This is a genomic window from Bradyrhizobium sp. CCGB20, assembly GCF_024199855.1.
Classification (GTDB): domain Bacteria; phylum Pseudomonadota; class Alphaproteobacteria; order Rhizobiales; family Xanthobacteraceae; genus Bradyrhizobium.
In genome coordinates this window covers 7,064,271-7,082,927 of record NZ_JANADN010000001.1, presented here as the reverse complement: position 1 = coordinate 7,082,927, position 18,657 = coordinate 7,064,271, and the positions used below count along the sequence as shown (strand labels likewise).

Genomic DNA, 18,657 nt, shown 5'->3' with positions numbered 1-18,657 from the left:
GCCAAACGTTCCCACGAAGATTGCGCAGATACCTTCTGATAAACGCAGGCATGCGGTTGCCTGAGGCAAGCACTCGTCATTCGTGAGTCCAAGCCGAGCCCTTCTTGCTCCTATCTGCCCTTGCGATCAGCGCGACCCTTCGAGTGTCGGCGCATAGGAACAGAGCTGGGGCTTTCCGAGTTCGAGCTGTCTCAACCTGAAAGGACCCGCAAATGAGTCGCGGAATGCCGTCCATGACTGCACTTCTCGGGATGCTGGCGATCGCCGGCTACCAGAATCGAGACAAGCTGGCGGAGTTTCTCAAAGGCCCGGGATCCGGATCTCTCGCGCCCTCCAATGCCCAACAGCCGCTTGGCGGCCTGCTCAGCAACCTCACTGGCATGCTGAGCGGAGCGGGTGTCGGAGGACTGCTTCAGGGAGGAATCGGCGAGCTCTTGGAGAAATTCAACCAAAACGGCCATGGCGACGTGGCGAAGTCTTGGGTCAGCTCTGAGCCGAATAAGGAGATCTCGCCTCCGCAACTGCGGGAAGCAATCGGGCCCGACGTGTTGGACAAGCTCGAGAAAGAGACCGGGCTGTCTCACGACGAAATCCTCGCAAGGCTCTCGCGTGAACTGCCGCAGGCCATCGACAGGTACACACCCGAGGGGCGGATACCAACCTCTTAGTTGTCGGATGGCCCTTGAACGGTTGCCGTTGTTTATTCGAAGGAGCGGACCATAAGCATTATCTGGACGATTATCATCGGCTTTATCGCGGGAGTCATCGCAAAATTCATCATGCCAGGCGACAACGAACCCTCCGGGTTCATCCTGACGACCATTCTCGGCATTGTCGGCGCCTTCGTTGCGACCTACCTCGGTCAGGCTCTTGGCTGGTACCGTCCCGGAGAAGGCGCTGGACTCATCGGTGCCGTGGTCGGCGCCATCATCGTACTCTTTGTGTATGGTCTCTTCGCCGGGCGCCAAAGGCGCGTGATTTGAACAGTAGAAAGCCAGGCTTGTATCTTGCCCGATCAGGTCGCGGGGAGCGTGCCGCCGGCGCGCTCCCGCGATAACTCATGAACTCATGAAGGCGACTTCACCTCGGAACGCGCAGCTGCGGCGGCATCCGAGCCAGTTTGCTTGAGGCGGTCCACAAGTTCAGCCCCGGTGTCGCTGATCTCTGCGACGACGGTGTCCGAAGCTTCCCGCAGCGCCTGCGACACCGCACCCGCGCGTCGATTGAGATCCGCCTTCACATCGTCGCTGACGTCGCCGATATACTTGTTCTCCATATCGGACGCACGAAACGCACCTGCCACCGCTGCACCGATCGCGATACCCACGACTCCAAGCACGAGGGGTTGCCGTTCAAGCATATCGGCAAGTGACGACCTCGCGCTGTTGATGGTTTCTTTATCTGGAAACGGGCGACCAAGCTTGTTGAACTGGTCCTGTGCGAAGGCGACCCCCTCGTCGAAGCGGTCGCGGACGTTGTTGGCTGCTCCCGACACCGCATCGGAAGCGGCAGTGGTCGTGCCCTCAAACGTGTCTCTAACGCCCATTGCCCGATCGTCGTCCATTTCAGGTGCTGTCGGAGGCGCTACGGTCTGCTTGACGGCGGATGCCGCCGACTTGAGACCACTCGTTCCGACGTCGGCGGCGGATGCAACGGCCTCCGTCGCCGATCGCGCCGCACTCTTCAGCCTCTGGTCGCCGGCAAGCAACCAGAGCGCGCCGCCCCCAATCAGCGCTGCGGCGAGGGGGTTTTCCCGGGCGGCGGTGACCAAACTGTCCATAAAGCTGATGTTTGTGCTGCTCATCGCACCATTTCCTTCACGGTATCCTTATCCTTTTCGAGCTGGCTGATCGTTTCCTGGGGGGCTAGATGACGCGCATCAAGTCGGCTGATGCCGATGGCTATCAGGACGGCGGCGATGACCGCCGCGATGACTGCCGAGGTCAGATAGGAGACCGGCGGCGACCATCCCGCCGAGATCAATGCGGCCGACAGGGCAAAAAGGGCCATGACGATCGCCGGGATCACCAGAACGGCGCCACCTACAATCAGGCCCAGCGCCCCGCCGATCTTCTGCAGCTTGTCGCCAAGCTCAGCTTTTGCCAAGTCAATCTCGTTCTGGAAGAGCTTGGCGAACTGCGCCATGGCATCGCCGAGCAGCGTCGAGATGGCCCTAAATTCGCTCTGGCTGGTCTTGATATCGCGCTCGATGCTCATGGTACCGTGCTGCCCTGTGCCGACGAGGTTTGCTTCGTATCGGAGCTGCGATGCATGGAGTCCTGAGGCCGGGTTTGTTGGCCCGGCGAGAACGAGCTCGCGCTCGGCTTCCAGCCGCCCTCCGACGCTGTTCTATCAGTCATGTCGCGCTGCGCCGCGGAGGACGACTGCCCTCCCGACGCCTTGAGGAAGCGCACGGCCGCGAAACCTGCCAGCACCGATATCCCGAGAAAGGCCGCGGGTTGACGTTTGGCAAAATCGGTCGCGCCTTCAACGAGGTCTTTGAAGCTTCCATCCCGGATCTTCTGTGCGGCGTCCGCGACGTAGTCGGCGGCGGAATCGATGCCACGCGCGGCGAACGGCACGTCGGCCTCAAACGCGCGGCCCGCGTCGCGGATGTTGCCTGCCAGACGCTCGATGAAATCTGCGCCCGAACGTTGCTGCTCGCGCGCCTGGCTCTGGATCTGGTCCACGGTTCCTTCCGCAACCTCCTTTGCCGCATCCGCGGCCTCGCCGAACTTGTCGCGTGCGGCGTCGGCCGATGCCCGGAAGGCGTCGCCAGCGCGCTGTTTCACTTCCGCTCCGGCATCACTTATTTGTTCCTTGATGTCTTTGGCGGTGCCCTTGCCCTGGTTCTTCCCGAACTGCGTCACGTTGTGCGGGTCCAAATCGCTCATGATGGTGATCCTTTAAGTGTTGGTTTGAGAGGGACTAAAGGCGGCTTTGACCACGTCGTCGGCAGCCTCTTTCAATGTGTCGGCCATGTTTTGCGTCATACGGCTAGTGTGGCTGCCCAGATCGGCCTCGGCGACTTTTTGCGTCGCCGCATCTGCCGCGGATGTGGTCGCCTCTTTCGCCGCCTCGAATCCAGATTGCGCGGCGGCGGCCGCAGCCTGCTTCACTCCGTCACTCGCCCGGCCCATCACCTCGGCTTCAGTCTTGGTCTCGGGAAGAGCGGCAGCAAGGATGGCGCCGATCGCGATGCCCAAGCCTCCGATCAGCGCGGCATTGTCGCCGATGGTCTGTCGGGCCTGGTCAGGTGCGTTCGCAGCGGCATCCTGGGCTGCGTCCATGCCGCTCTTGAACTTTTCGCTTGCGAAACCTGCAGCCTGCCGCAGATCAGAGGCGAGACCAGCGGCCTTGCCCTGCGCGTCACCTGCCAGCCCCGCGGCTCGATTTTGGGCGGCGGAGAGCGTCTCACTGGCGTCACCCTGCATCGCTCGGGCGCCCTCCGTTACGTCCCCAAGCATGCGCTCCGCTTTATCCATGACCGGACCGGTGACCTCTGCAGCGCGGTCCCGTACTGTCTTCGACGTCAGGGCCAGCCCGGCTCCAATCATGAGAAGCGGCAGCGGCGTACCTCGCATCAAGCGGAGCAGCGGGACACCGACTGCGGCCCCCGCGGCCACAGCGCGCATCGGGTTGTCCATGATCTGTTGCTTGAGCCCGTCGATCCAACTCTGGGTCTTTTGGTCGATGTATTCGGTGACTTCGGATTTGATGTGCTGCGGCGAGACTTTTTGGCGAATGTCGTCGGCGGTGCCCGATATCTGCTCCCTCAATCGCCCCACCGTCGCCGCCAACTCTGCGCGGCTGCGCTCGGACTCACGTCTCAACTCCTCCACGGATCGCGTCATCGCGACACCCTCCTTTGATTCTTTGATTTAATGACGAACTCGCGCAGTATTTGATCGTTCCTCGCGTCCTACGGACCTTTAAGGACGGCTGCCGTGCGGATCTCTCCGCAGAAGGTCGACGGGAGTCGTTCTCGATACGGCGCGCGGGATTGGGCCAATGCTTGCTTCACGGCCTCGCGGGTGACAGGCAAGCCGTGGAACTCGCGGCGCGGTGGCCGTTGCTTGGCCGCGACAGAGGTAGTGTAGGGTCCACGCCAAAGCCGGGCGAGTTGCGATGCTGCCGGGATCGGAGAAGATGCCGTAGATTGCAACGCGCGGGGCGATGGCGGGGAAGATCGCCAGAAGGCTGTAGTAGGTCATGCCGGCGGCGAGCGCGAGAACGCGGGGCTCGCCGATGTTGCCGTAGACCGCCAGAGAATGTCCTTTCATCCCCGCGCGGGAATTCCGCGGGCGACGTGGCGTGGCGTCCGCGGCCTCGGACTCCGTCGCAAGCTCGGCCGGCGAGGCATGCCGATCGTTATCTTCCTTCGTGGAGAAGGCAGCGTCATCCTTCGTTCTAGGCGCTTTTTCGGGCGGCGCGATGCGATCCCACAGAAACGCCACGGCCAGCAGTCCCAGCGCTGTCGCGAGATTCCATCCGTCACTGCGGCGATCCGCTTTACGACCTGTGCTCAAGCGTTCCTTCGGATCAGAAATCGCTGAAAGTCGGGAGGAGTTCCTGGTGGCCTAACCTCCTGCGGAGGGTCTGCTTTGGGCCAGCATATCCCGAACTTTGCAGCCCAGGACGACGCCCGACAGCGTCGCGCCGGCGATATTGGCCAGCACGATGACCCAGTCGCCCTCGATAGCTCCATAGATGACCCAGAGCCCAAGTCCCACCGTGAGCGCAGACAGCATGCCGAGCGATAGGTCGCCGGTGGATCCGCGCGGCCATGCCTTCCGGACCTGCGTCAGGTAGGAGAGCGAGGCGAGGAGCGCGGCGACCGATGTAGGGAGCGAACGAGAACAAGGGTTCTGGATTACTTGGGTTCGACCTTTAGCGGAGGATCGGTCGGCTAGACCCTGGCGCCGGCCGCCGCCGCGGCGCTCTCCGTAATGGCGCCGGAATCCGCATGCACCGCACCGGAATCTTGTCCTCCGATCAGGAACAGCCAGCGCCAGCATGGCGGCCAATGTCAGCAAGGATTTTCGCGCCATCCGCTTCTTCATCGGACCGCCAATTCGTTTTTTCAACAACGGCTTGAAAGTATGGTTGCTCCGAAGCGAACCGGGAACTGTCTCCAGCGTTAAACTCCGGTAGATCAACCGGACGAAGCAATGGCTCTTGCGACCGTCAAGCCCTCGAAAGCAGACGTGCGGATTGCCCGCACGGTGGCTCGCAGCACCAATCATCGAGCGGAGATCATTGCACGTGGGCTTACGTGGGGAGCCGATGAGAAGATTCTGCTGGCGCTCGCAGCGGCGGGCTGGCTCGCGACCCGGACGCAAGGCGAGGCGCTACGCCGGGCGGGCAACCACGCTTTACTGGTCACCGTCGCCGCTTCGCTTCTGCCCCACGGCATGAAGTCTCTGTTCGACCAGACCCGCCCCGATCGTAGAACGGTGCTCGGACATGTCCACGGCATCTCGTTCTCCGGGAAGCGCAAGAACGCGTTCCCCTCCGGGCACGCGCAGCATATGGGTGCGCTGGCGTCCGCGGTCGGACCTTTGCCGCCTGGAACTCGCCGGGCGATCCGCGCGCTCGCCATCGGCCTGTCGCTCACGCGCGTAGCTGTGCTGGCGCACTGGGCAAGCGACGTCGTAACCGGATTCGTGTTCGGCGCCGTGCTGGAGCGAATCCTTCGCCTCTGGACCGGATATGCCGCCGACGAATCGATGGAGAACGGCCATGCCGATACTTGAGGACCTGAAGGAGTATGCAGAGCGCGCGACTGGCCTGCGCCGTCCCGGAAAAAAAGGAGCCCCCGATCTTGTGCGGGAGCGGAAGCCTGAGACCGTTCGCTTCAAGGACGACGGTCTTATTCCCAATCATCCCAGATGGCCGCTGATCATCTACCGAAAGGCGATCGACCTTGACGGGAAGAATGACCCCGCTGCGGTGATGGAAGATCTCTTCGAGGCGAACGGCGGGGCCGATAGCTGGCGCGACGGTATCTATGACTATGTGCACTATCACTCCCGGATTCACGAGGTGCTCGGCATCGCGCGTGGCAAGGGGCGGGTACGTTTCGGCGGCAACAAGGGTCGGATCTACACTCTGAAAGCCGGCGATGTCGCTATCCTGCCGGCGGGGACCGGCCACCAGTGCTTGTCGGCAGAGGACGATTTTCTCGTCGTGGGCGCCTATCCGGCAACGGGGACTTACGATGAATGTACGGCGGTCGAGGACCGTCCGCGCGCGTTGAAGACAATTTCGAAGGTGCCGGTCCCACGCAAGGATCCGGTATATGGCGCCGCCGGGCCGCTTGCGAAGCTTTGGAGGAGGCCGAAGTGAGCGAGTACGTGCTCCGCTTTCTGATCGGCGGCGCGGTCGTCTCCGCCTTCGCGATGCTGGGCGACGTCCTGAGGCCGAAGAGCTTTGCCGGCTTGTTCGGGGCCGCGCCATCCGTTGCCCTCGCAACGCTCGGGATCGCGATCTATCAGCACGGCGCCGGCTATGCCGCCGTCCAGACGGGATCGATGACGGCTGGCGCCGTCGCGCTCGCCGTCTACAGCGTGGTTGTCTGGCAGCTTCTCGTTCGAGCGCGGGTGAGGGCGCTGCCCGCGAGCCTGATGTCGATCGTTGTCTGGCTCGCCGCGGCCTTCGGCTTGTGGGTCGTAGCCGGAGGTCAAACATGACCACGCCCATCCGCGTCTCGCCCTCGTCACTGCGGGAGGGACGCTGGTATGAGTACGTCATTCGTTTCGCGCTCGGCGGCGCCGCGACGGTTTTCACGGGCCTCATCAGCAGCCGATACGGCGCTTCGATCGGCGGTCTCTTGCTCGCGCTGCCGGCAATCTTCTGCGCCAGCGCCACCTTGATCGAAAAGCATGAAATCCGTCGCAAGCGCGAAGCCGGCCTTTCCGGGGAGCGACGGGGACAGATGGCGGCCGCGCTCGATTCCGCCGGCGCCGCCTTGGGGTCGGTGAGCATGTTCGCGTTCGCTGTGGTGTTCTGGCTCTTGGTCGAACGGAGTATTGCCGGCGCTTTCGTCGGCGCCTCGCTGGCCTGGTTGGCGGTCTCGGTCGCGAGCTGGCACGTGCGACGCAAGATGAGGTCGGACCGACGGGCGGCTGCTCGCGAGAAGGGCCGGCCCGCCATGCCGCGTAGCCGACCCTTCTGATGCTGGTCTAATCGTCAGGCCGCGGTGAAGGCTCTCGCGTTGACGCCCTTGCGCAGAGCGACCGTGTTGAGCTTGGTGTTCGCCGCCTTTTCCTCGTTCAGATTGGTGGTGAGGAAGCGCACGATCTCGTCGTGGCCGAGCTCTTCGGCCCAGGCAATCAGCGTGCCGTAGCGGCACATTTCGTAGTGCTCGACGGCCTGCGCGTTGGCGACAATGGCTGCGTCCAGAACGGCCTTGTCCTCGATCTCGCCGGCCGTCTCGTCGGCCTCACTGATGATCCCGTCGATGGCGGGGCACTTGGTGCCGCTGGGCTCCTTGCCGAGCTTGGCGAAGGCCTTTTCGAGTCGTCCCACCTGCTTGTTGGTCTCCTCGAGATGGTTCTTCAGGCCGGTGACGAGGTCGCGGTTGGTAGCCTTGTCGATCATCTTCGGCAGCGCTTTGACGATCTGCTGTTCGGCGTAGTAGATGTCCTGCAGACCGTGGGTCAGCAGGTCGTCCATGGTTTTGATAATCGACTTTTCCTCTCGCAATGATGGCAATGGAACGCGCGCGCCGTTTCGCGGTTCCCGTCCGCGACAATCGGCGACCGCGGCCCGCAAGGGCGCCCTCGGCAGCACTCATGAAAGTGAGACCCCGTTCGGCACGGAGCCGTCCTCCGCGTTCTGACCATCGGCGCCGAACCCGGCGACGCCAGCTTCACCAATCGCAAGAGCTAGGCCTTGGGCGGCGTCCGTCCGGTCGTCACCTCGCTAGGGCTTCCACGATCTGCTCCGGATGGTACGGCTTCTGCAGCGTGAGGCTGCCGGGGACCGGGCGGGGCGTGACGGGCGAAAAGCCCGTCGTATAGATGACGGGCAGACCAGGATGCTGCTCGCGGCGGCGCTCGGCGATCTCCCAGCGGTCGATTCCGCCAGGCAGCTTTATGTCCGTGACCAGCACATCCGCAGCTTGGCGCCCGCACCAGGACAGCGCCTGCTCGCCGTTCGCCGCATGGATCACGTCAAAGCCTTCCTCGCAAAGGACTCGACGACGAACTCGCCGATGAGGGGATCGTCTTCAACGACGAGGATACGCACCGGCAACACCCGAAGAATCTGACAAGCCTAATCGATCTCGAACCACCGAAGCCGTGGGTCGGTCCGCGATTCACATGGGATAATCGCGCCCGCGCCTGCGGAAGTGAAAACGGGCCCGCGAATGCGCGGGGCGTTCGATCGAATGAGTTGTCCGCGACGTAGCGCGAGCGAAGGCCTCAGGCAGCCTTCTGGTTCACGTCACTCAGCGCGAGCTTGTTGAGCTTCTGGTCCGTCGCCTTCTCCTCGTCGAGGTTCTGCTGCAGGACGGAGGCGCAATCGTCCCGGCCGAGCTTCTTCGCCCAGGCGATCAGGGTGCCGTAGCGCGTGATTTCGTAGTGCTCCACGGCCTGGGCGGCGGCGATGAGGGCGGCGTCGAGGACCTGTTTGTCGTCCACGTCGCCCGCGACTTCGCTCGCTTCCTTCAGGATGCCGTCGATCGCCGGGCAGTCGACGCCCTTCGCCTCGACGCCGTGCATCTGGAATACCTTCTCGAGCCGCGTGATCTGGTCCTTGGTTTCCGAGAGATGGGTCTCGAAGCCGTTCTTCAGCGTCTGGTCGCTCGCCTTGTCGATCATGTCCGGGAGGTTCTTCGCGATCTGCTGCTCGGCGTAGTAGATGTCTCGCAGCGTGTGCACGAAGAGGTCGTTCAGTGACTTGATGTCCTTGGTAAAGAATCCCATGGTGTCCTCCGGGTTGGGTTTGGACAGCAAACGATCGGCGCCTGCGACCGTTCCTCGCGCCCTCAAAGCGGGATGATTTCCTGGGCGCGGATGACGATTTCTTCCTGGTCCAGCTCCTTCTGGAGCCTCTCCCGCAGGGCGCGCTCCGGTCTCTTTGGGCAGCAGGTTTTGAACGCGGTATGCCATGCTCACGACCAACGCCTCGCCGTTCCAGGCCACGCGGCGAGGAGAGTTTCGGTCGCGACGCATTCGACCTGCTGGCCGAACCGGTTCAGGTAGATGTTCATCGTGGAATCGTGCGTCTCGTCGGCGGAGCCGCAGACCGCGTCGGTGGCGAGGATGACGCGAAAACCCCAGTCCACCGCGCCAAGGACGGTTGCGAGCACGCAGACATCGGTCTCGCCCCCCGTGACGATGAGAGTGTCCACGCCTGCGCCGCGCAGTTGCGCGTGGAGATCGGTCCCTATCCACGGCGAGTAGACGTGCTTGTCGAACGTGCGCGCGGGCGGCACGAAGCGGGCAAGCTCCGGCACCAGCTCGATCATCTCCGGGCCTATCCGCTCCATCGTCATCGAGCTCCAGCGTTCGTAGTAGCGCCGCCACATGCCGCCGGCCTGCCCGGCTGTCCGCGCAGGGATGAAGCGGGTGAAAATGGTTCGTTCGGCGTGCGCTGAGGCGATGGCGGCGACGTTGGGAAGGACCCGCGGCAGCCACGGCATCTTCCAGTCGGTGTTCTCCGCGAACATGCGTTGCATGTCGACGCAGTGATGGACGGCGCTTTCGCCGGGCGCCCCGTAGCGGAGCTGGTCGTCTTTGGACATTGCTCTTCCTCGACAGCCGCTTCTAACGGACCGGCGCGTGCCTGGTTCCTTATCGCAAGGAGGATGGTCGATGCAGGCATATGGGCAGCGGAAATGCCGCACGGTTAGTCCGAGGCGATGGCCGAGATCATGAAGGAGCAGTCGATCGGACGGCTGGGCCGCCCGGAGGTCGCCGCCGCGGCACCCTGGCTTTGCAGCCCGGCCGCTAGTTGCGTGATCGGCGTCGTCCTGCCGGTGGACGGCGGATTCACCGGTCGCTGACCAACGGACCTGGCGAGCCGGCAGATGCATTTCGGAGATCGTCCTTGCGAGAAGGCGGACCGCGCGCGCTGAGAGCTTGGAATTCCGCGTCCCTATGGGCCGTCATAGGTCCTCTCGGAGGCCCTTGAAAAAGGGATGTCGCACCTTGCCCTCAGCCGACTTGGCGCGATACTCGACCTCGGCGAGCAGCTTCGGCTCGACCCAGATGCCCTTGTGGGCGATCCGTTTCGCGTAGAGCTGCGTCTTCCGGATCAAGGGCTTCAGCCGCTTTTGGAGGATGACCTTTGGGGCACGAAAGGTCGTTGTAGTCGATCACAAGCCCACTGCAATCCGTTCATGAATAGGTCGAGGCACTTCTCCCTTCGGAACGGCTTTTGCGACGACAGGCATCGGCAGCATGCTCGGGGCGACCGGACCTCAATCCGGATTTTGCGACTTTCTGCTCGAAGCGCGGCCCAGGCTGCGGTAACGTTCGCTCGCGCATAAGCGCCAATGATGCGACGAAAAGGAGGAAGCACATGGCCAGATACGATGCGGTATCACGCCGTAACTTGCTGATCGGAGCCTCTGCAGTTGGAACGATGGGCGCTCTCGGCTCGCTCAGCCCAGCATTCGCCAAGGCCCCGAAGCTCGGCACCCAGGTTGCCCCGTTCTATCGCTTCAAGATCGGCGATTTTGAAGCAACGATCGTGACCGACGGGCCGCTGCCCCTCGGCGACCCCCACAAGAACTTCAATGGTCTTAGCGCTGCCGAGATGGACAAGCAGCTTACCGACAACTTCCTGCCGCTCAGCAACGCGGTGCTCCAGCAGAACGCGCTGGTGGTCAATACCGGTGACAAGCTCATCGTGTTCGATACTGGGATGGGAAGCCTGACGCTATTCGGTCCGACGACTGGCCGGCTGATGAGCAGCCTCAAGCTGGCGGGAATCGATCCGAAAGACGTCGACGCGGTGGTGATGACGCACGCGCACATCGACCATTGCGGCGGCTGCATGGCGGACGACGGATCGCGTCACTTCCCGAACGCCGAATATTTCATCACGCAGCCGGACTACGATTTCTGGACTGACGAGACCAAGGTGCCGTCGGAGTTCAAGGTCTTTCTCGATACGGCGCGCAAGAATCTGCAGCCGAACAAGGACCGGATGCATTTCATCAAGGACGGCGAGGAAATCCTGCCCGGTGTTCATGCGATCTTGGCGCCGGGCCACACGGTTGGTCACACGGTCTTCATGATCAATTCCGGCAAGGACTCGCTGTGCTACATCGGCGACCTCGCTCACCACCCGGTCCTGCTTCTGGAGAAACCCCTGACCGAGTTCATGTACGATACCGACGCCAAACAGTCGGCGAAGAGCCGGGTGCGTGTGCTCAACATGCTGGCGGAGGGCCGGACGCGCCTGCTCGCCTATCATTTCGCTTGGCCGGGGATCGGCCACGTGGCGAAGCAGGGCGATGGCTTCCGCTATTATCCTGAGGAAATGACGTTGATCCCATTGAGCCCAACCTGACTGTTGGGAATTTTGCCAGCCGGCGAGGGTCCCGGACAGCCGGGACCCTGGCGTTGCACGGCAGAGCGGCGCGGTTTATCGACTGCGCACCGTGGCTCTCCCGCAAGCCATCTACCCACGTCTTGCTTCCCTGAATACGTTAGCCGGATCGCCACCGGCGGCTTGTTTTATCTTGTCCGTTGGCGCACCGACGTCTGTTGTTTGCTGCGGTGCATGTGTCCGGTCGTGGCCCTTAGGCGAAATGCCGGACCGGCTCGTCGGGGTCGGCTTCCGGGGTGAAGCGGACGCTGGAGGCTAAAAGCGTTGATGGAACGCAGCAGCGGCAGCCCGGACGTCCGGTGACAGGTCCGGGTTCGAGCCCGCAAGGGGCAGCCACTACGTTTTCTTCGGCCACTTCGCCCGAGCAAATGTCATGGCGCGACGGAGATCAGCCATGTCGACCCAGCCCTTTTCCTCCAAGTGCACTTCCCACGTATACCAAACCTCGACAGGGGTCGTTCGCTACAGGCAGAGCTCAGTTGTACAACCTCTTCGTGCAGTCTCTTGCGCGTTTAGTCCTGCCGCAGTCGTCGAAGCGTGAAGATATAGCAGCGCATCGAAAGTCTCGCAGCTAAGCGATCGGACCTAATAGGCGCGCCGCACCACTCGGGGCCGCGAGGGCGGTCTCGTAGAAACCCGGTTGGCGATCGCGAGCACTGCGGCTTCGTCAGTTTCGAGCGCAATCTTCTGAGCAAGCATGACGTCGCCAGCCGCCAAGCCACATTCGGGAAGAAAGCACCACCCGAATTTGGGTTGCCCCTCTTCATCGAGCTCCAAAACATTACTCACGGTGCCTCGGTGAATTCGATACCGTCGGCCAGTGTGAGAACCGATGACTTCGAAATGATCTTCTGCATCAAATTGCGCGCGCTGCTCTGGAGATAGCCATTCTCGCAAGAGACGGAACGCACGCGTTTCCGGGTCATTTTGCTTGGCAAAGCTCCGGTAGAAGGCACGCACGGCCCGCAAGCTGGCAGCCCTGCTGCCGACGCCGCCGCCTCTAAACAGAAACACCGGCCCCGCCAAGATAGAAAAGCGTTTCCTCCACCGTCGGATCAAATGTCCGTACGACGTTTAGATCGCCAGCCGCTGTCCGAGTAGCAGCGGTAAATCCTTGGCCGGTTAGCTTCTTGAAGCGCTCCTCAGCCTCGGCCAGCTGCTTGCGGTCGTCTTGCTCAAAAAAATGTCTGCCGTCGCCTGTGCGGTCCATTACAATCTGGGTAGCCATGGAAGGAAACTCCGTTTCCTAGCCTCTGATGAGCAAGAACCTCGCGCCGCCAAATGGTGTTCCAAATTTTCGGTGTGCCTTCCCAGCGATCAGCCGCCGGTCTCGACGCTCGAAGGACGAAAACCTGATCCGCCGCGTTCTAACGAGGTCGCCGAATACGTCTAGGGACTGACTCAGGCGTCGGCTGCAAATCCGGAGCGACATTCAACCCGCGGATGCCGAGACCTTGTTTGCGAATTTCCGAAGATACTTCAGATAAGTTCGCTCAATACGATTGAAATGGCAAATAGGAGCAAAAGTCACGGACCATGGTGTCGTCCCTTTCGCTAATGGGGAAATAAGCCCATTTTCTAGGCGAGCCATTTGTCGCCGGCTGCAACAGGCGATTATCTGCACGGTAGAGTGCACCGAACTCGCGCGTGTCAGGCGCTACTCAGGCGCCCGCATTTCGCTCTCGATCACGCGCTGAATGTCTGGGCGCCGTTTTCCTGATCGGCAAGTGCATAGGCTTTCTGTACTTCGGACACCTGGGGCGCAGGGGGATTTGGGACATGACGCACCCTGTGACTAAGGCGGGAGCGCAACACTCTCAGTCACAGGTATGCCCTGAACGGCGAGTACTGCTGTGAGCGCATTGATCTCAATCTTAGTCACCCAGGTGGTCGAGCTGGCCGAGGTTCTTCCCTTCGTCCTGGACGAAATTCAGGACGAGCAGCCTGTCCCACCGTCGCAGGATCGGGAGGTGGGGACGGCGGGACGAGGAAGGGCGTGATTAGCGAGTGCTTCGCGCTGATATCAGATCCACCAAGTCCGCGGAGCGCCAAGCCTAAGGCGCCGGTAAGTAGCAGCAGTGCCGAGACGATGACAGCCAGAAACAGGCGGTCCATGTTGAGTTATCCTTGGAAGCAGTTGCCGACGCTAATCGCCTCACAAATGTCGGCATGAGAGCCAAATGATCATCCGGCTGGACGGTTCCTGGTCAGCGGGCGTCTTATCGTGCTGGACGGGCTTATGCGGCGGCGTGTGGCAGCCAGCGATTTTCTGCATTAGAGCGCGATGTAGCGAGCGCTTCGCGCTGACTGGTCTGGACGCGGGTGGAGCGGGCATCTAACGCTCCGCTAAAAGACCGCGGTGCTCCTAACAATAGGAACGCGACCCCGCTCCGGGGCCGGTTAAGGAACGCAGCTTGATGCGGGCGGTCGAGATCGTGCGGCACAAATTATGGAGCGCGCCCCTAGCGTATCTGGTTATGCATAGAGACCCACTGGTCTGCCAAGGCTTCAGTCCTGCATCAGACAGCGTTTCCTCGGAGCATCCTATTCGGGGGCAGGGAACCACGATCTCGCCGTCGATAGTGGCCGAGCTCGCCTTGAAGTGCCAGGCGTCGTTGGCGACCTTCTTGAAGCGTTTGATCCAGTCGTGCCCACGGCGGGTGAATACGGTGACGGCTTCGTTGGCGAGATGCACCTGGACGCGATAGCCGTCGAACTTGATCTCGTGAATCCAGCGTTCGCCGGACGGCACGCGGTCGATCGAGGATGCCAGGGCCGGCTCGATGAAGCCGGGGAAGGGCGCCCTGACGCCTAGTGCTTCCGGTTTTTTGCGCTGGAAGGCCATCCCTACACCAGGTGCAGACTGAACTGCCGCAGGTCTTGTGGGGAGCAGCGATCAACAAACTCCTGGAGGTACGACGGCACATCGCTCAGTTGCACATTGCAACGACGCTGGATCTCGCGGGCGATCGGCCCGGAAACATCTTCCGAGCACCGCTCTGCTGGATTGAAGGCGACAATCCGGATCGGCTTGCGATATTCTCCGGCTAGCAGATTCTGTCCAGTTTCTCACCACGTGCGCGCTTAGCTTTCATTTCGGCACGCCAGTCGCGGTCATGTCGCCATTCGGCGGCGCTGGCGGGGCGGCGGTGGGTCAGGGCGGTCATAGCAGGATCTCCGCAAAGCCAGACAAGCCGAGACTGGATTGCATATGAGCGAGGGTTGCGATTCCCGGGCTCGCAGGCACCGAAGTAGCTTGCACAACAAGGCAAAGGACCGCTGTCGTCCACAGCGGCCCCTCACGCTTTCCGGGTTTCAATGATTCCGAAATGGCTGGAGAGCGGGAGGTTCCTAGGAACTTTCGGAGGTGCAACCCGTTGAGCGGTCATTCAAGTAGAGGACCGCTCTTGAATCACATCGCCGCTATCTTGATCTTGCTCGTTGGCGGCTCTTCGCTCGCCTTGGCCCAGAGTACAGGTAAATCGAGCAGTGGCGGCTCGGCAGCGAGTGGAACTGCGGCCACCGGCTCGAAAGGTTATGCGGGCGGCACCCTATCGACCGGGCATACCATAAGCGGCACTGGGGGCTACTCCAGTCCCAACGTGGGCAACGCGCTCAGCCACGCAGCGACCGGCGACGTGGATGCTTCCTCGGTTGGTCCGGCTCCAACTTCCCACGACAACGCGGTGGATACGCCCGCCGCCGAACGCGCCATAAAGAACCTAGGCAACACCGACATCGGCATTCTCAAGAAGTAATACATTTGTTGCGTTCTTAGTGATGCCTCGATAGCGGGGCCAGTTCGCCCATCGCCTAGCTGCATCAGCGATCTTGTCGGGCGAATTGATCTGCAATCGCGCAAGTAACCGGGCTCTCTGCTCTTTGACTTGCTCGAGGCTTGACCGCGATCTGCGCGTCAGTCTTCCCGCCAGCCAAGCGCATCAAAAATCGTTTCTCGCGTGGACTGAGCAAGTCGACAACGTCGCGCGTTTTGTAGCGCCGTTTCGCGGGCACGTACATGATCAGCGCCCGACGGCCCCAAGCGTCGCCGGGAGGAGAACAACAAGAGCGGGACGCTGGGGCCGCGCGAGCGCGCCGGGATAAGCCCAGCGCACCGCAGTGACCAGTCCCACCACCGCCTGTTCCATCTGTTCACTTGTATACCCTAGGCGTCCCGCTTATTCGCGGGATGGTTGATCCAAATCAACATCCTAGATGCCAGTTCGCCGCGAATTCGTTGTGGACAGGACAGCATCCAAAGGAATCGGGAGATGACCGCAAAAATGCAATCAGGAGCGAATTCGCGTCGTACCGCGGCCCTTCGCCCTGGCTGTTGTGGAACGCGGCCGGCTCTGTAGGACTCTGACGCATGCCGCGCTATTTCTTCCACGTCACCCACAAACGCCGCGAACTCGACCGGGCAGGCTATGAGCTAGCTGACGAGCACGCCGCTTGGTCTAAGGCCATGGTAACGGCTGGGCAGATACTCCAAGGCCTCGGCGGGAAGCTCACACCCCACCGCGAATGGCGGATGGAAGTCGTGGACGAGTCCCAAAACGCGCTCTAAGTCCTGCGTATCAATGCTGAGAAGCGAACGTAAGCCTTGGCCCAGTTGGCGGATTCATCGTGCTGTTCTAGTAAAAGAACCATAGCGCGATGATGAGGGCTCCCAGCAGCATCACCGACACACCGCCGCTCCGAGGCAGCCACCACTCTGGTTCAATGCCGACCTGCGATCACGGGAGCAAGCTGAGACAAGGAAAACGGCGAGCAAAGCGCCGCTGATTTCAGGCCCCAAGCCGGGCTCGGTATGGCACCGCCGGTCGGGCCAGCTCATTTGCGTTCGAGCAGTTTGGTGAAGGTCAGCCCCGGATTGATCGCCAGCATATTGAGAATGTCGGGCAGCGGCATCTCGGGCGCATCCACCATCACCTCGAAATGACAGCCGGGATGCGCGACGTCGAAGTCGCGCAGATGTTGCAGCCACGCCTGTTGCAGGGATTCCGGGACGTGGGCGATGGTGAGGATCTTAACGACAGGGGGGGCATAGTCGCGCGCTTCGGCATCCTCCGGTGACAGACCTTGCTGGCGATGGACTTCAGCGCCTTGCTTCACTTTCTCCATCCAGCCATCGACCCACGCTTTGAGATCGGGATTCTCCATATGGTCGCCTCCGTTTCATGAAGTTTCGGGGCCGGGCGCACAGAGCGAAACCAGATTGATAAGACGGGCACGCCCTTGAGCGCACCCGTCCCCTCCAACGGCGCCGGAAGCTTGGGCAAGGCGGCCGTGGAGACGCGACCCTAACGGATTACGCCGGCTTCTGGTTTCAAATGGGGCGGGGCGGACGTGCCACTACCGGACGCTTGCCCTAGAGCCGCACGGTTGCCTTCGGCAAGGCCGGAGCGGCGGTGGCCGTCGAAGCCATGACGTGAGCGCAGAGCTTTTCGAGCGCGCGGCACCTGCGCGAAGCTGACGCAGCGGGCCGAGCGTCTCGTCGGGAAGTGGCCCCTCTCTTAGGAACGACCGGCCGGTTGCCGGGGTTTTCCCGAGCCCCCACAAGTGATGGCTCGTCGTGACTGGCCTCACAGCGCACTGTCCGGCAACAGCGCGCCGTGAGGCCGTTGCCGGTCACCCGCGCATGCACGCGTCACAAACTTCGCTCACACTGGGCAGATCGCGACTGACCGAGGCTTGAACAATCCGAACAACAATCCCAAGTGCGACAGTGACAAGTGCCGCTACTCCGCAGGCGAGGTCAGGATCTACCCTGACAGCCCTCCTCCGCTGACCCTGTGCAGAACGTGCTGGGCGCACGAGAGTGCGCGCAGGAGATTTAAGACTGGCCTGCCTGCGCTGAAGTGGGCACCGGGCGACAGACGCGTCAGCGTTCGGTCCTCATATACGGATGAACTCAGACGTCGGTTGAAAAAAATCCAGAGCGGCATTCAGGGATAGTGATGCTTCACCTCGCGGGTGCCGGACCGTGTTTGTGAATTTCCGAAGATGCTCCAGATAAATGCGCTCAACACGATTGAACTGCGAGCAGGAGCAAAAGGTCGCGGATCATGATGTCCTTCCTTTTGCTGTTTCAATGGCGGGAGAAGCCCAACGTTCCTAGACGAGCCGTTCGCGCCGGCTGCAACTGCTAGCAATTCGAGATCTCGCCGCCGGGTGGCGCCGCGGCTTATGGTTGCGGGACGGCTATGAAATCACCCAGTTGATCAGCCGCCAACTGGTCCATCCGATGGCGCCGATCCACACAACCGAGGCCGCGCCGGCGACGCATAAGAATACGACTGGCAACAGATAGCCATCAGTCCATCGACGGTCGTTGACCGGCGAGGTTTTCTCAGTCCTACTAAGCAGGTCGTCCCGTCCCGGAAAAACGGACATATCGGCGGAAGAATGACGTAGAAAATCGCTCATTGATGAATGTCCGTTTGGGGGGCGCGATCACCGAGATCTCGCTACAGTTTCTCGATCACAACAGCGGCTGACACGCGCAGAAAAGGCCCGTTCTGATCTCGCAATTCGACCTTGGTCACGCCCGGAGTGCCACGGCGCGATCCATCTAAAATCGCCTGACCTAGCAGTTCCAGAGCCATCTGAGGTGCCACGCACGTGTCCGGCAATTCGACGCCCTCGTCGTCGATGATCGTGTCGGCATCACTGAGAATGTCGAAATAGATGGTGGGCATGTGGCGGGAAGAACCGGCATAAGTGAGCGAAGTTCCTATTTTTCCCGACGTGCGATTGTCTGCACGGTTGGGTGCAGACGTGGTACTGATCTGGACGTTTCAAGGAACGCAGCTCAATTCCCCTCGTTTGCAGTTTGCACCAAAAACGAGATGCCTGAAGGCAATGCCTCGAGCTAAAGCGCATGCCGCCGTTATCCTGCGGGAGTATCAGAAAGCCGAGTCAGAATTGATCGGCAAGGCAGTCGTGCTTACGGATGGCAAGGCGGGGACCGTCAAAGGATTACACTTGGACGAAGCCCACGGTTTGCGTCTTTCCGTAGCTGGACATCCCGGGAAATGGCCCGTCTCACCGATCAAGCTGGCGCAGAAGTGACAGACGCCATGTCGG

Annotated in this window: 25 protein-coding genes and 2 pseudogenes; 11 read left to right on the top strand and 16 right to left on the bottom strand. The window is 61.6% G+C overall.

What is annotated here, in order from left to right:
* Nucleotides 1-212 precede the first annotated feature (212 nt).
* Nucleotides 213-668: a YidB family protein gene (locus NLM15_RS33200; RefSeq protein ID WP_254122023.1), complete on the top strand. Its 456-nt coding sequence runs from the start codon at nt 213-215 to the stop codon at nt 666-668.
* A gap of 51 nt (nt 669-719) precedes the next feature.
* On the top strand, nt 720-983 hold the full coding sequence (locus tag NLM15_RS33195; protein ID WP_249759731.1) for a GlsB/YeaQ/YmgE family stress response membrane protein: 264 nt from the start codon (nt 720-722) through the stop codon (nt 981-983).
* A gap of 83 nt (nt 984-1,066) precedes the next feature.
* On the opposite strand, the gene NLM15_RS33190 is transcribed toward NLM15_RS33195, so the two are convergent.
* The 6 genes from NLM15_RS33190 to NLM15_RS33165 all read right to left on the bottom strand — a co-directional run bounded on the left by NLM15_RS33190 (nt 1,067) and on the right by NLM15_RS33165 (nt 5,087).
* The gene (locus NLM15_RS33190) at nt 1,067-1,804 is read right to left on the bottom strand and encodes a hypothetical protein (RefSeq protein WP_254122021.1); all 738 of its coding nucleotides are present in this window, start codon (nt 1,802-1,804) and stop codon (nt 1,067-1,069) included.
* The gene (locus NLM15_RS33185) at nt 1,801-2,217 is read right to left on the bottom strand and encodes a phage holin family protein (RefSeq protein WP_254122020.1); all 417 of its coding nucleotides are present in this window, start codon (nt 2,215-2,217) and stop codon (nt 1,801-1,803) included. The genes NLM15_RS33190 and NLM15_RS33185 overlap by 4 nt, the downstream gene beginning before the upstream one ends.
* Nucleotides 2,214-2,894 (bottom strand): hypothetical protein, encoded by a 681-nt coding sequence (locus NLM15_RS33180; protein WP_254122019.1) that lies wholly within the window; start codon nt 2,892-2,894, stop codon nt 2,214-2,216. The genes NLM15_RS33185 and NLM15_RS33180 overlap by 4 nt, the downstream gene beginning before the upstream one ends.
* 12 nt (nt 2,895-2,906) lie before the next feature.
* Nucleotides 2,907-3,854 carry a DUF3618 domain-containing protein gene (locus NLM15_RS33175; protein WP_254122017.1) on the bottom strand — a complete coding sequence of 316 codons (948 nt, stop codon included), beginning with the start codon at nt 3,852-3,854 and terminating at the stop codon, nt 2,907-2,909.
* 78 nt (nt 3,855-3,932) lie between these two features.
* On the bottom strand, nt 3,933-4,529 hold the full coding sequence (locus NLM15_RS33170) for a hypothetical protein (RefSeq protein ID WP_254122015.1): 597 nt from the start codon (nt 4,527-4,529) through the stop codon (nt 3,933-3,935).
* A gap of 51 nt (nt 4,530-4,580) precedes the next feature.
* A complete protein-coding gene (locus NLM15_RS33165; protein WP_254122014.1) occupies nt 4,581-5,087 on the bottom strand; it encodes a SemiSWEET family sugar transporter in 507 nt (168 codons plus the stop codon).
* Nucleotides 5,088-5,171: 84 nt separating this feature from the next.
* Here NLM15_RS33165 and NLM15_RS33160 point away from each other — a divergent pair, with 84 nt between their 5' ends.
* Genes NLM15_RS33160 through NLM15_RS33145 form a run of 4 tightly spaced genes read left to right on the top strand, consistent with a single transcriptional unit; the run spans nt 5,172 to nt 7,177 of the window.
* Entirely contained in the window at nt 5,172-5,756 is a 585-nt protein-coding gene (locus tag NLM15_RS33160; protein WP_254122012.1) for a phosphatase PAP2 family protein, read from the top strand.
* Nucleotides 5,743-6,348: a cupin domain-containing protein gene (locus NLM15_RS33155; RefSeq protein WP_254122010.1), complete on the top strand. Its 606-nt coding sequence runs from the start codon at nt 5,743-5,745 to the stop codon at nt 6,346-6,348. Before NLM15_RS33160 ends, NLM15_RS33155 begins: the two co-directional genes overlap by 14 nt.
* Nucleotides 6,345-6,692: a DUF3147 family protein gene (locus NLM15_RS33150; protein ID WP_254122009.1), complete on the top strand. Its 348-nt coding sequence runs from the start codon at nt 6,345-6,347 to the stop codon at nt 6,690-6,692. Before NLM15_RS33155 ends, NLM15_RS33150 begins: the two co-directional genes overlap by 4 nt.
* On the top strand, nt 6,689-7,177 hold the full coding sequence (locus NLM15_RS33145) for a DUF3147 family protein (protein ID WP_254122008.1): 489 nt from the start codon (nt 6,689-6,691) through the stop codon (nt 7,175-7,177). The genes NLM15_RS33150 and NLM15_RS33145 overlap by 4 nt, the downstream gene beginning before the upstream one ends.
* Nucleotides 7,178-7,191: 14 nt before the next feature.
* Here NLM15_RS33145 and NLM15_RS33140 read toward each other — a convergent pair whose 3' ends face one another.
* The 4 genes from NLM15_RS33140 to NLM15_RS33125 form a co-directional block, all read right to left on the bottom strand.
* A complete protein-coding gene (locus NLM15_RS33140) occupies nt 7,192-7,677 on the bottom strand; it encodes a ferritin-like domain-containing protein (RefSeq protein WP_254122007.1) in 486 nt (161 codons plus the stop codon).
* A 241-nt stretch (nt 7,678-7,918) separates the two neighbouring features.
* Nucleotides 7,919-8,176: a response regulator gene (locus tag NLM15_RS33135; RefSeq protein WP_254122006.1), complete on the bottom strand. Its 258-nt coding sequence runs from the start codon at nt 8,174-8,176 to the stop codon at nt 7,919-7,921.
* A gap of 253 nt (nt 8,177-8,429) precedes the next feature.
* Entirely contained in the window at nt 8,430-8,933 is a 504-nt protein-coding gene (locus NLM15_RS33130; RefSeq protein ID WP_254122005.1) for a ferritin-like domain-containing protein, read from the bottom strand.
* Between the two features lie 188 nt (nt 8,934-9,121).
* A complete protein-coding gene (locus tag NLM15_RS33125; RefSeq protein ID WP_254122004.1) occupies nt 9,122-9,754 on the bottom strand; it encodes a cysteine hydrolase family protein in 633 nt (210 codons plus the stop codon).
* A gap of 117 nt (nt 9,755-9,871) precedes the next feature.
* Here NLM15_RS33125 and NLM15_RS33120 point away from each other — a divergent pair, with 117 nt between their 5' ends.
* The gene (locus NLM15_RS33120; RefSeq protein ID WP_375166896.1) at nt 9,872-10,015 is read left to right on the top strand and encodes an SDR family oxidoreductase; all 144 of its coding nucleotides are present in this window, start codon (nt 9,872-9,874) and stop codon (nt 10,013-10,015) included.
* A 102-nt stretch (nt 10,016-10,117) separates the two neighbouring features.
* Here the strand turns inward: NLM15_RS33120 and NLM15_RS33115 are convergent.
* Nucleotides 10,118-10,291 (bottom strand): annotated as a pseudogene (locus NLM15_RS33115) (DNA ligase); the annotation flags it as partial.
* Nucleotides 10,292-10,533: 242 nt separating this feature from the next.
* Here NLM15_RS33115 and NLM15_RS33110 point away from each other — a divergent pair.
* The gene (locus tag NLM15_RS33110) at nt 10,534-11,529 is read left to right on the top strand and encodes an MBL fold metallo-hydrolase (protein ID WP_254122002.1); all 996 of its coding nucleotides are present in this window, start codon (nt 10,534-10,536) and stop codon (nt 11,527-11,529) included.
* Nucleotides 11,530-12,153: 624 nt separating this feature from the next.
* On the opposite strand, the gene NLM15_RS33105 is transcribed toward NLM15_RS33110, so the two are convergent.
* The 3 genes and pseudogenes from NLM15_RS33105 to NLM15_RS33095 all read right to left on the bottom strand — a co-directional run.
* The gene (locus NLM15_RS33105) at nt 12,154-12,582 is read right to left on the bottom strand and encodes a hypothetical protein (RefSeq protein ID WP_254122000.1); all 429 of its coding nucleotides are present in this window, start codon (nt 12,580-12,582) and stop codon (nt 12,154-12,156) included.
* Nucleotides 12,569-12,796, bottom strand: coding sequence for a hypothetical protein (locus tag NLM15_RS33100; RefSeq protein WP_254121998.1), 228 nt, complete (start codon nt 12,794-12,796; stop codon nt 12,569-12,571). Before NLM15_RS33100 ends, NLM15_RS33105 begins: the two co-directional genes overlap by 14 nt.
* A gap of 1,329 nt (nt 12,797-14,125) precedes the next feature.
* Nucleotides 14,126-14,413, bottom strand: a pseudogene (locus NLM15_RS33095) (DNA ligase); the annotation flags it as partial.
* Between the two features lie 562 nt (nt 14,414-14,975).
* Here NLM15_RS33095 and NLM15_RS33090 point away from each other — a divergent pair.
* Both NLM15_RS33090 and NLM15_RS33085 read left to right on the top strand, forming a co-directional pair.
* Nucleotides 14,976-15,326, top strand: coding sequence for a hypothetical protein (locus tag NLM15_RS33090; RefSeq protein ID WP_254121997.1), 351 nt, complete (start codon nt 14,976-14,978; stop codon nt 15,324-15,326).
* Between the two features lie 611 nt (nt 15,327-15,937).
* A complete protein-coding gene (locus tag NLM15_RS33085) occupies nt 15,938-16,135 on the top strand; it encodes a DUF6894 family protein (protein ID WP_254121996.1) in 198 nt (65 codons plus the stop codon).
* Between the two features lie 266 nt (nt 16,136-16,401).
* On the opposite strand, the gene NLM15_RS33080 is transcribed toward NLM15_RS33085, so the two are convergent.
* The gene (locus NLM15_RS33080) at nt 16,402-16,731 is read right to left on the bottom strand and encodes a hypothetical protein (protein WP_254121995.1); all 330 of its coding nucleotides are present in this window, start codon (nt 16,729-16,731) and stop codon (nt 16,402-16,404) included.
* Nucleotides 16,732-18,038: 1,307 nt separating this feature from the next.
* Nucleotides 18,039-18,269, bottom strand: coding sequence for a DUF6894 family protein (locus NLM15_RS33075; protein WP_254121994.1), 231 nt, complete (start codon nt 18,267-18,269; stop codon nt 18,039-18,041).
* A 163-nt stretch (nt 18,270-18,432) separates the two neighbouring features.
* Between NLM15_RS33075 and NLM15_RS33070 the strand changes: the two genes are divergently transcribed.
* Nucleotides 18,433-18,642 carry a PRC-barrel domain-containing protein gene (locus tag NLM15_RS33070; RefSeq protein ID WP_254124544.1) on the top strand — a complete coding sequence of 70 codons (210 nt, stop codon included), beginning with the start codon at nt 18,433-18,435 and terminating at the stop codon, nt 18,640-18,642.
* Nucleotides 18,643-18,657: the final 15 nt, after the last annotated feature.